12 protein-coding genes are annotated in these 9,905 nt (G+C 57.8%); 10 read left to right on the plus strand and 2 right to left on the minus strand.

Going from position 1 to position 9,905, the window contains the following annotated elements:
• Nucleotides 1-158: 158 nt before the first annotated feature.
• The 4 genes from AB4037_RS19495 to AB4037_RS19510 all read left to right on the plus strand — a co-directional run bounded on the left by AB4037_RS19495 (nucleotide 159) and on the right by AB4037_RS19510 (nucleotide 3,447).
• Nucleotides 159-488: a hypothetical protein gene (locus AB4037_RS19495; RefSeq protein ID WP_441772632.1), complete on the plus strand. Its 330-nt coding sequence runs from the start codon at nucleotides 159-161 to the stop codon at nucleotides 486-488.
• Between the two features lie 43 nt (nucleotides 489-531).
• A complete protein-coding gene (gene yidD / locus AB4037_RS19500) occupies nucleotides 532-831 on the plus strand; it encodes a membrane protein insertion efficiency factor YidD (RefSeq protein ID WP_441772633.1) in 300 nt (99 codons plus the stop codon).
• Nucleotides 832-894: 63 nt separating this feature from the next.
• A complete protein-coding gene (thrS, locus tag AB4037_RS19505) occupies nucleotides 895-2,844 on the plus strand; it encodes a threonine--tRNA ligase (protein ID WP_441772634.1) in 1,950 nt (649 codons plus the stop codon).
• A 72-nt stretch (nucleotides 2,845-2,916) separates the two neighbouring features.
• On the plus strand, nucleotides 2,917-3,447 hold the full coding sequence (locus tag AB4037_RS19510; RefSeq protein ID WP_441772635.1) for a metallophosphoesterase: 531 nt from the start codon (nucleotides 2,917-2,919) through the stop codon (nucleotides 3,445-3,447).
• A 47-nt stretch (nucleotides 3,448-3,494) separates the two neighbouring features.
• On the opposite strand, the gene AB4037_RS19515 is transcribed toward AB4037_RS19510, so the two are convergent.
• On the minus strand, nucleotides 3,495-4,079 hold the full coding sequence (locus AB4037_RS19515) for a TetR/AcrR family transcriptional regulator (RefSeq protein ID WP_434955855.1): 585 nt from the start codon (nucleotides 4,077-4,079) through the stop codon (nucleotides 3,495-3,497).
• 1,461 nt (nucleotides 4,080-5,540) lie between these two features.
• On the opposite strand from AB4037_RS19515, the gene AB4037_RS19520 reads away from it, so the two are divergent.
• The 4 genes from AB4037_RS19520 to AB4037_RS19535 all read left to right on the plus strand — a co-directional run bounded on the left by AB4037_RS19520 (nucleotide 5,541) and on the right by AB4037_RS19535 (nucleotide 8,350).
• Nucleotides 5,541-5,900, plus strand: coding sequence for a helix-turn-helix transcriptional regulator (locus tag AB4037_RS19520; RefSeq protein WP_441772636.1), 360 nt, complete (start codon nucleotides 5,541-5,543; stop codon nucleotides 5,898-5,900).
• A 715-nt stretch (nucleotides 5,901-6,615) separates the two neighbouring features.
• Nucleotides 6,616-7,062 (plus strand): VOC family protein, encoded by a 447-nt coding sequence (locus tag AB4037_RS19525; protein WP_434955853.1) that lies wholly within the window; start codon nucleotides 6,616-6,618, stop codon nucleotides 7,060-7,062.
• 387 nt (nucleotides 7,063-7,449) lie between these two features.
• On the plus strand, nucleotides 7,450-7,704 hold the full coding sequence (locus AB4037_RS19530) for a hypothetical protein (protein ID WP_441772637.1): 255 nt from the start codon (nucleotides 7,450-7,452) through the stop codon (nucleotides 7,702-7,704).
• A 172-nt stretch (nucleotides 7,705-7,876) separates the two neighbouring features.
• The gene (locus AB4037_RS19535; protein WP_441772638.1) at nucleotides 7,877-8,350 is read left to right on the plus strand and encodes a hypothetical protein; all 474 of its coding nucleotides are present in this window, start codon (nucleotides 7,877-7,879) and stop codon (nucleotides 8,348-8,350) included.
• 199 nt (nucleotides 8,351-8,549) lie between these two features.
• Here AB4037_RS19535 and AB4037_RS19540 read toward each other — a convergent pair whose 3' ends face one another.
• The gene (locus AB4037_RS19540) at nucleotides 8,550-8,816 is read right to left on the minus strand and encodes a hypothetical protein (RefSeq protein ID WP_441772639.1); all 267 of its coding nucleotides are present in this window, start codon (nucleotides 8,814-8,816) and stop codon (nucleotides 8,550-8,552) included.
• Nucleotides 8,817-8,956: 140 nt separating this feature from the next.
• On the opposite strand from AB4037_RS19540, the gene AB4037_RS19545 reads away from it, so the two are divergent.
• Nucleotides 8,957-9,358, plus strand: a complete 402-nt coding sequence (locus AB4037_RS19545) for a hypothetical protein (protein ID WP_441772640.1) — start codon at nucleotides 8,957-8,959, stop codon at nucleotides 9,356-9,358.
• Nucleotides 9,359-9,368: 10 nt separating this feature from the next.
• On the plus strand, nucleotides 9,369-9,905 hold a 537-nt coding region (locus AB4037_RS19550; RefSeq protein WP_441772641.1), incomplete at its 3' end, for an SOS response-associated peptidase.

Genomic DNA, 9,905 nt, shown 5'->3' on the forward strand with positions numbered 1-9,905 from the left:
GCCGCGTTTGCGTAAAAGAAAGGTGCAGGCGAGAATGCCCGCTGCCACAGGGCTTACCCTGCCCCTTGCGAATTGTGACAGAAAAGCCCCATTCTGCTCTTGAACTTGCCGGTTTTTCCGGAAATGAGCATCGCGTTTAGGTAAGGACGGGGGCGCCCATGTTGAAACTAATCCTGCGGCGAAACGTCAAGTCGGGGCTGATCGGCGGCAAGAAGTTCGAGGTTCATAGCCGCATCGAGACGGACAAGGATCTCACCGCCTTGTTCAAGGGTTATCCCGACGAACTCGTACTCGCCTATAAGTCGATCTGGGCCGACCGCAGCCTGTCGCTCAAGCGCAGCGAATTCCTGCGCGGGACCAAGTTTACCGTCACTTCCCTCAACGAGCTCATCGAACTGGAGGAAAGGCTGCAATCGGCCTTCGACCAGGTCCGGCGCATGATCGAGATCGTCGAGACCTTCCAGACCGATATCGCCCTCGAACTTTGATTCCGCTTCCGGCTGGAGGCCCTCACCCCTGTCGCATCTCGTCATGACCTGGCCTCGCACTGCCGCACATCTCGTCATCAGGACCTACCAGGTCACGCTGTCGGCTCTGATCGGGCGGCAATGCCGCTATTTCCCGAGCTGCTCGGAATATGCGGACGAGGCGATCGAGCGCCACGGCGTATGGGCGGGCGGCTGGATGGGGGTGTTCCGCATCTGCCGCTGCCATCCCTGGGGCAGCTCGGGCCTCGATCCCGTGCCGGAACGATTGCCCGCCGACACGAGCTGGTATAGACCGTGGCGCTATGGCCGCCGGCGGCCTTTTACCTGCGACGAGGGCCAGTAAGCCCTCTTTATCACCTGAAATCGCTTACCTGCTTGGTTGGCAGGAGTGAGCCCGGAGACACATATGCCTGTTTTGACTTTCCCCGATGGCAATCAGCGTTCCTACGATGCCGGCGTGACCGGCAAGGCCGTTGCCGAGGGCATCTCCAAATCGCTGGCCAAGAAATCCATCGCCATGAAGCTCGACGGGGTACTGACCGACCTCGCCGAGGAGATCGGCGCGGATGCCCGCATCGAGATCGTCACCCGCGAGAGCCCGGAAGCGCTGGAGCTGATCCGCCACGATGCCGCGCATGTCATGGCCGAGGCCGTGCAGTCGCTCTGGCCCGACACCCAGGTCACCATCGGCCCGGTGATCGAGAACGGCTTCTATTACGACTTCTACCGCGCCGAGCCCTTCTCTTCGGAGGATTTCCCGAAGATCGAAGCGAAGATGCGCGAAATCATCGCGCGCAACGCGCCCTTCACCCGCGAAATCTGGAGCCGTGACAAGGCCAAGCAGGTCTTCGCCGACAAGGGCGAGAAGTTCAAGGTCGAGCTGGTCGAGGCCATCCCCGCCGACCAGGATTTGAAGATCTACTACCAGGACAACTGGTTCGATCTTTGCCGCGGCCCGCATATGGTCTCGACCGGCCAGATCGGCACCGCCTTCAAGCTGATGAAGGTGGCCGGCGCCTATTGGCGCGGCGACAGCAACAATCCGATGCTGACCCGCATCTATGCCACCGCCTGGCGCAACCAGGAGGAGCTCGACCTCTATCTCAAGCAGATCGAGGAAGCCGAAAAGCGCGACCATCGCCGCCTGGGCCGAGAGATGGACCTGTTCCATTTCCAGGAGGAAGGCCCTGGCGTGGTATTCTGGCACGGCAAGGGCTGGACAATATTCCAGGAGCTGATCGCCTATATGCGCCGGCGCCTGAAGGCCGACTACAAGGAAGTCAACGCCCCCCAGCTGCTCGACAAGCATCTGTGGGAAATCTCCGGCCATTGGGGCTGGTATCGCGAAAACATGTTCATGGCGAAGTCGGCCGGCGACGAGACCGAGGACGAGCGCGTCTTCGCCATCAAGCCGATGAACTGCCCGGGGCACCTGCTGATCTTCAAGCACGGCCTGAAGTCCTATCGCGACCTGCCCATGCGCCTGGCCGAATTCGGCGCGGTGCACCGCTATGAGCCCTCGGGTGCCCTGCACGGCCTGATGCGCGTGCGCGGCTTCACCCAGGACGATGCCCATATCTTCTGCACCGACGAGCAGATGGCTGCCGAATGCCTGAAGATCAATGATCTCATCCTGTCGACATATGCCGATTTCGGCTTCAGCGAGATTACGATCAAGCTCTCCACCCGGCCGGAGAAGCGCGTCGGTTCGGACGAATTGTGGGACCGAGCCGAAGACGTGATGATGAAGGTGCTCGACACCATCCAGGCGCAGTCGAACCAGATCAAGACCGGCATCAATCCCGGCGAAGGCGCCTTCTACGGGCCGAAATTCGAATACACCCTGAAGGACGCCATCGGCCGCGAATGGCAGTGCGGCACCACGCAGGTCGATTTCAACCTGCCGGAGCGCTTTGGCGCCTTCTTCGTGGATTCGGACGGTGAGAAGAAGACACCGGTGATGATCCACCGCGCTATCTGCGGCTCGATGGAGCGCTTCCTCGGCATCCTGATCGAGAACCATGCCGGGCATTTCCCGCTCTGGCTGGCTCCCGAACAGGTAATGGTGTGCACCATCACCTCGGACGCCGACGACTATGCCCAGGAAGTCGTCGGTGCCTTGCGGGCGGCGGGACTACGCGCGGAAATCGATCTGCGCAACGAGAAGATCAACTACAAGGTGCGCGAGCATTCCCTCGCCAAGACCCCGGTGATCTTCGCCCTCGGCAAGAAGGAAGGGGCTGAACGCACCGTCTCGATCCGCCGTCTCGGCTCTCAGGCCCAGTCGGTCCTGCCGCTCGAGGAAGCGATCACTGAACTGGTCAAGGAAGCGACCCCGCCGGATCTGCGGCGCTAAATCGGAGGGACACTCCCTCCCTTGTGCAATGGGCGTCGGCCTGCGGGCCGGCGCCTCGAAACAGGCCCTGGCGTGAGCAAGCTCTTCTTCACCGCCGATACTCATTTCGGCCACGAATCGATCATCCGCCTGTGCAAGCGCCCCTTTGAAACCGTCGAGGCGATGGATGAGGCCTTGATCGCACGCTGGAACGACAAGGTCGCGCCCAACGACGTGATCTATCACATCGGCGATTTCAGCTTTCGCGCGGGCAAACCAGCCGAGACCTATCTGGAACGCCTCAACGGCCAGATCCATCTCATCCTCGGCAACCACGACGATCCGACCAAGCTGGAATCGACCGGGCGCTTGCGTTCGATAGCCGAGATCAGGGAGTTACGCTGGAAGGGCCAAACTATCGTGATGTGCCATTATCCGATGCGGGAATGGCCGGGAGCCTGGCGCGGAGCCTGGCATCTGTTCGGGCATGTGCATGGCCGCCTCGACAACGAGCCCTTCGGCTACAGCCTCGATGTCGGCGTGGACAGCCATGATTACGCCCCCCTCGCAGCGGAGGAAGTGGCCACGCTGATGGCCGGGCGTCAGCAGATTTTCGGCACCTGACGTCTGAAGGACGGCAGCGGAGGCCGTTCTGCAGTCAGTCCTCTATCCTACTCCGCGGCAACCCTGGCCACGGGTTCGTTCCGCACAGCCAGCCCCGCCAGCACCATATCGAAGATCTTGTCGACATAGGCCGCATCGGGCGGTGTCACGGTGGTATGGAACCGCTGGAAGATCGGAGACATGATCAGATCCAGTACCATATCTGGATCGACATCGTCCCGGATCTGCTTCTTATGCATGGCTGAGATCACGAAAGCCCTGGCAATCTCCTGGCGGCGTTTCATGACGATCTCGCTGAATCGTTCTCGGAACGGACGTTCGAACTGCGCCTCGGCCAGGAGGGCCCTGGAGGCGCCCTCCATCATCGGGTTGCTGAGATATTCAGCCAGACGGCGTACATAGTTGCGGAAATTCACCATGGGTTCGCCGCCTGCAACCATGGGTGGCAGCACTTCGGTGCAGCGGGCAAGATAGGCATCGAGCAGGAGATCGGCCTTGCTGTCATACCAGCGATAGATGGTCTGCTTGCCTACCCCGGCAAGGGCAGCGATGCGTTCGACCGAAATGTCGCGATAGGGAGCGCGTTCAAGCAATTCGGCCGCTGCATGCAAAATCGCCTGATGCGTTTCCATGCAGCGCGGTCTTCCGACGGGTCGTGCCGCCTGCTGCGCAATGGCCACCGACAACTCCTTCAAATGTCAAGAATATAATCTAGACGTAATGTCTCATATATATACGCTTCTGTGCTTGTTTACAATCAACCAGACCTTGTATGGCCACCCTATCTCCCGTGGCGGCGGGCGGAAATCGCCAGAGCAGCAGCTCGAGACTAAGCGCCAGCCGCCGCCCATTGAGGAGGGGTAAGCGACAGCTCACCGCTCACGAAAATTTCAATACGCCCCGTATTATATCTCTTGCATTAGGAGACGATCCGTCTTATAAACAACCCCATGGAAGGGATGGCAATCATTCTTCTGGATTGCGGCTCCTCTGAGACTGAGTGTTCAAGCGTATCGTCAGTTCAGTAACGATTGTTAGTACGTAAGTGTAGATGAAGGCGTGTTTGCGCTTTTCGATATTGCATAGTTTGATTTCTTTTCGGGCGCCGCACCTCCCCAACAGGTGCGGCGCTTTATTTTTGTCACCTGGCAATCGCCCCGGTGATGACGAACAATATTATCGAGCCGCTGGCGGTAACTATGTACGGCCACCCTTTCGGCCCCCGCCGCATCCCCTGAAAACTCGTCATCGCCTGTCCTGAAAGAAAACGCGCCGGGCCATATTTAGCCGCATAAGGACTTAGGGCGAGATTCGGGGCTTCGGAACATCACAAGGTAGCCCGCAAAGGGCCCACCCATTCCCGGGCAGCAATGCGACCGCCGGCACGACGCGGAGCGCGCCCTTCGAAACTCAATGAATTCGCGCCAATAAATATAATGGTAGGTCCAAATCCAAAAGGGTGCTACAAAAGTCAACAGGGAATATTTTGGCGTTTCGACGCTGCATTTGCATTTTTCTTGTCTAATATTGACGAAGATGTCGATGCAATTTTTGATGATATCATTCCCTCTGCTTAATTGATCCAGCACTCATGCGTTAAGTGATCGATATTCTGGCGACATCAAAACGAAAATCTTGTGGTTGCAGGCATAAATTAGTCCCTCCGCGCAGTCATGGCATGCCGTCGTTTCTCTCAATCCATCTCCCACGGCAGACGTGCGGCAATCACCGGAGAGTTAATATGAACACCCGCTCTTTCGTCGCTGTTACAGCCATCGTCGCGACGATTTTTGGATGTGGTTACGCAGCGAATTCTCTTCGAGACGCTGCAGCAGATGGCCTCAGATTGAAGATGGAGAGAGTTCAATACCCTACGGACACATCGACAATGAGACTTTCCAGCAACAATCTCACAAAAGCAAAAGAATGCGCCGCCCCTCACAGAGAAATTGATAACTCTACTGTAGAATGCAAATAAAAATTACACGTACTTGAATAATATTCAACTAAAATAAAATGTAATTACATCTATCTATATAATAAAAATCGGAAAAATTCGATTAACACCATTCTTTTCAAATATGGAGGTCCATATGCAAAGGCATCCGGCCAAATTACGCCACTCAGACACGCCTGAACACCGAGATATCACCGTCGCCTGCAGTCCCTACTACCGCATGCGGGCTGATATACAACGACACCTGAAATCCTCGCGCGCGCTTCCCAATGGACACGTTGAGGGCAATGAAATCAATATCGTAGAAGCGTGGCGAAAAGCAAATAATCTCAGCCAGGAGGAACTTTCGCACAAAGCACATGTATCTATCGAGGAAATTGTCGACATCGAGACCGGGAAATTCAACTCGCCGATGATCACTTACATAAAAATCGCCAAAGTACTTAGAGTTCACATTTCTATGATACTGGGGTCGAGCAGGACTATTATTTCCTAAGAGGAGATGGATGCCACGCACGCCTCCGCGGCGCTCGCCACCGATATGGCCGGATGCATCACGTGACCGAGCAATCACCGACGCGTGGACGGCATATTCTGGCGAACCGAAGGCCCATGCCGGTGTTGCTGGTTGCATCCTGGGGTGTATGAGCGATCCTGAACCGCTGTATCTCGACTTGCTTTGAGCAGCCGAGGGGCCGGATGGACCCGTGTCGAGATCGCCGTTACGAGACTCGCGGATCTAAATCTCATTGGAGAGACGCTCGGCATTCGCGACATCCGTATCGCCGTCGAGCCAGTGTTACATCAGCCTTCGCGACGATGAAAATCCACTCCGTATGGGTTGCGCGCCAAAGACGGACACCTTGCCGAGCATCCGATACGCTGCGGTGCAGAGCGCTTTTTCAGCTATGCTCGCAACCAAGTTCCGCAGTGCCTTGTCCGCCTCATCCGCAAATAGCGGAAGAACCGGCACCAGGGGACAGCAGGCGAGGATCCTCGCCTGCCAATCGAGGCAAGTCGTCGACCCGCGCAACACCTCGGCTCTTTTGCGGCGGCATTGGCTCGACCAGCGACCAGCCAAAATCCCTCAGATCAAGCCGGCGATGCATCATAAGGCTCCTAACCAGTGCCCTGAATCACCACTTGCTTCCCTGCCCTAGCAAGCAGTTTTAGGAGTTTACGGCTCAGACGACACCTTGTAGATTTGTGACATGGCGCTCAAACGGATGGACAACGTAGGAATCGTCGTCGATGACCTCGAAGGGACGATCGATTTTTTTCGCGAGCTCGGCCTCGAGCTCGAAGGACGTGCCACGATCGAAGGAGAATGGGCGGGACGTGTCACTGGGCTAGGCGATCAGCGCGTCGAGATTGCCATGATGCGCACGCCGGACGGTCACAGCCGGATCGAGCTATCCCGCTTCCTCTCGCCGCCTGTCATCGCCGATCACCTCAACGCGCCGGTTAACGCTCTAGGCTACCTCCGCGCCATGTTCACCGTCGACGACATCGACGAGACGCTCGAACGGCTCCGCAATCGCGGCGCGCAACTCGTAGGTGAGGTCGTCCAGTATAAAGACGCGTATCGGCTCTGCTACATCCGCGGGCCTGGGGGGCTTCTGATCGGACTCGCCCAGGAACTCGGCCCCGCACAATAAGGCGACAATGACGAGGAGTGACGCGGCCCGATCCGCCGTCATCGCCGGTGCCCAATAGCTGGCTTTGAAACCCTGGCGACTTTCCAGGCAACTGTCACGAGCGACTGGCCCGTGGCGCTCACCATGAAAGCGATGCCAGAGCGTCAAGCTTTAGAACAAAACCACTCCACCAGCCTGCGACGGCACGGCCCAAACAATTGAAACCCAAGGGAAGTGATAAGATGGTGCCGGTTGCGGGACTTGAACTCGCGACCTACCGCTTACAAGTCGCTTGTCTATTGAGAAGTTTCAACGCCCGTTCCGACAAATCGGGGTAGAATGCACCTTTGAAACTGTTATGGTTTTTCCCCGTGTCGGAATACTAAACTATGTGTTTAGGAGTGCCGAATGGCCAAAGGGCGTCATGCTCCATTGCGTGGACCGGATCGGCGGTGCGACATTTCCGATCGCTTGCTGAACTGTGAGGAGGCGCTAGAGCGCAGCTTCCAAGATTTGGTAGAGCGCGCGGAGCTGGCAGGGTGGGAGACGATCGAGATCGCCGTCGCGCTGCAGAGCCTGGCCGATCACCACATGCTCGCAAAGGCAGCCAACGAAGAGACCGATCGCCAGATTGCTGAAGCACTCAGAGCTCGTCGTCCCTGAATTCGTTCCCTGGGAATGATGCCCACTGGTTTTGTGAGCCGCCCCAACTCGGGCTCTGAAACTTGGCTCGCTTCCATTCGCACCTTTTGCAGCGCAAGGAGCGAAGGATCGCGTTGCTGGAGGTGTCTCGGCCCCATTGCTGAATGAGAGATTGGGTCCGGACGGGTTTGCGGTGGTTGCACTTCTCGCAAACGATCCAGAGCCATCCAGGCTCCTCGAACAGCTGGCCGACCGTTGGAACCTTGTTGTCGGGTGGCAAGGCTTCGGCGCCACGGCGGATATCGGCTCCCTTGGCGCGGCCGACACTGACAGCCTTCCCATCCATGAAATGGACCGACCGCCGATGCCAGACTTCGATCTGGTTCATGCGGAACTTATGGCCGAGGTGAGAAAACTCCGGCTTCTTGCCGCAACGCCTGCAGAGAGCGCTGTCATAGAGCGAGGCCAGATGGCAGCCCCGCTCGCCCCGATTGGCCAGATCCGCGAAGAGAAGATTGTCTTCTCGCTTACACCGGAATTCGCACTTCCAGACACCCACCATGAGGGCCGTCCATCCATGCTCTATGGCTTCCGCGACGGTCTGAGGAAAAGGGCCGTATTGCTGAAACTTCAGCCCCTTGATCTCACCTTGAAAAGTCATCCATGACGTCCACGCGAATAGCCTCGCGAGATGTCCCTAGCGAGCCGCGCGATCTCTTCGTTTCGTTGTTCAAGCTCGGTCTGGCAATGATCCAGCGCCACCAGCAGGACGCGCACGGCCTCTCTCGCGTCGCCATCACAGGCTGCGATTGCACCGTCCACACTGGTTTCGAGATCATTGGTAGCCGGCTCTGGGGCCGGCTGCGTCATTGAGGCGCCCGAAGCGGGTCGCGCCATTCTTTGGCCGGCAGACCTTTCAATTCTCGAATCTCGGCCTGGTGCAGGCGATCGAGCCGCTCTATCCGATCAAGAGATTCTTCGTTCTCCTGATGTGAGATCAGAGCCACGCGATAGAGCCAGAGCAGCGCCGTATTCGCGCTTGCGCACTCTGCGATGACCTTCTGCAACGCATCCTCTTCATCCTGCGTTGCCGCGGCTCGGTTCGGCCTTTCAAGATAGTCCCAGACCTCCATTGGAGCCTCCGTCTGTCGTGTCGAATGGCGTAAAGGCTAGTCCCGTTTTTTCGACGAGTCGAGAATTTTGTTCTCATTTCGTTCACGGCATGGTATCCCCTTCTCACGCATCCATTGATGGCAATCAGCAGGAGTGCCCAATGAACCTGAACGCGAATTTCAAAGGAAATTTACGGCCTGGCGATACCAAAAAGCTCGCCATTTACGTGCCTGGCGCGACCGAGGAAGAGTTGGAGAAAGGGCACAAGGCAGCTCTGGCGTTCTTCGAGGAGAACATGTGTCTTCCCGCCCAGGCTGCCGCTGCGTTCTTCAAGCTCGAAGGCATCGAATTCGACCCTGACGTCGAGATGACCGATCGCGAGGTTCGTATCGCTGACGTCTGGCAGGAGGCACAAGAGATCGCCGCCAAGGCCATTTGTGAGGGCTGGCGCGAGCCCGCCAAATTTGCAAGCTTCGCGTTGGGCATCAGCGCCCAGAAGCTCGCAGCAGACTGCGAGCAGAACCGTGAAATGCGAGGAGATACCGTGCTCCCGCATCGCTAAGGGGGCAGTCGTGTGCAATCTCTTCAATCAACGCATGACGCAAGAGGAGCTACGGCTCCTCGGGCCGGTCATTCGAGACACGGTCAACTGGCCTGACGCGGTCGACGTCTATCCCGATTATCCGTCACCGATCATTCGAGACGGAGTGGACGGCGTCCGTGAGCTCGTGTTGGCCCGCTGGGGAATGCCGACGCCGCCGAAATTCCTCGAGGGAAAAAAGAGCGATGCCGGCGTCACCAATATCCGCAATGTGTCTTCGCCTCATTGGCGGCGCTGGCTGGGCCAAGAAAACCGGTGCCTGGTGCCGATGACCGCCTTCTCCGAATATTCCGACAGCGAGAAGAACGAGAAGGGCGGCAAGGCGTTGAAGTGGTTCGCGCTCAACGACAACCAGCCGATCGCGTTCTTCGCCGGCATCTGGACGAACTGGACCTCGGTCCGGAAGGTGAAAGAGGGCGAGGTCACGGCAGATGTCTTCGGGTTCTTGACGACGGAGCCGAATGCAGTCGTGAAACCGCATCACGCCAAGGCCATGCCCGTGATCCTC

The organism is Labrys sp. KB_33_2 (genome assembly GCF_052114505.1).
In the GTDB taxonomy this organism is placed as follows: Bacteria; Pseudomonadota; Alphaproteobacteria; order Rhizobiales; family Labraceae; genus Labrys.

What these genes read in the sequence shown, in the direction of transcription:
- AB4037_RS19540 (WP_441772639.1), bottom strand. Translation starts at nt 8,816, where the DNA reads ATGGAGGTCTGGGACTATCTTGAAAGGCCGAACCGAGCCGCGGCAACG.
- AB4037_RS19515 (WP_434955855.1), bottom strand. Translation starts at nt 4,079, where the DNA reads ATGGAAACGCATCAGGCGATTTTGCATGCAGCGGCCGAATTGCTTGAA.
- AB4037_RS19530 (WP_441772637.1), top strand. Translation starts at nt 7,450, where the DNA reads ATGGCCAAAGGGCGTCATGCTCCATTGCGTGGACCGGATCGGCGGTGC.
- yidD (WP_441772633.1), top strand. Translation starts at nt 532, where the DNA reads ATGACCTGGCCTCGCACTGCCGCACATCTCGTCATCAGGACCTACCAG.
- AB4037_RS19495 (WP_441772632.1), top strand. Translation starts at nt 159, where the DNA reads ATGTTGAAACTAATCCTGCGGCGAAACGTCAAGTCGGGGCTGATCGGC.
- AB4037_RS19520 (WP_441772636.1), top strand. Translation starts at nt 5,541, where the DNA reads ATGCAAAGGCATCCGGCCAAATTACGCCACTCAGACACGCCTGAACAC.
- AB4037_RS19545 (WP_441772640.1), top strand. Translation starts at nt 8,957, where the DNA reads ATGAACCTGAACGCGAATTTCAAAGGAAATTTACGGCCTGGCGATACC.
- thrS (WP_441772634.1), top strand. Translation starts at nt 895, where the DNA reads ATGCCTGTTTTGACTTTCCCCGATGGCAATCAGCGTTCCTACGATGCC.
- AB4037_RS19525 (WP_434955853.1), top strand. Translation starts at nt 6,616, where the DNA reads ATGGCGCTCAAACGGATGGACAACGTAGGAATCGTCGTCGATGACCTC.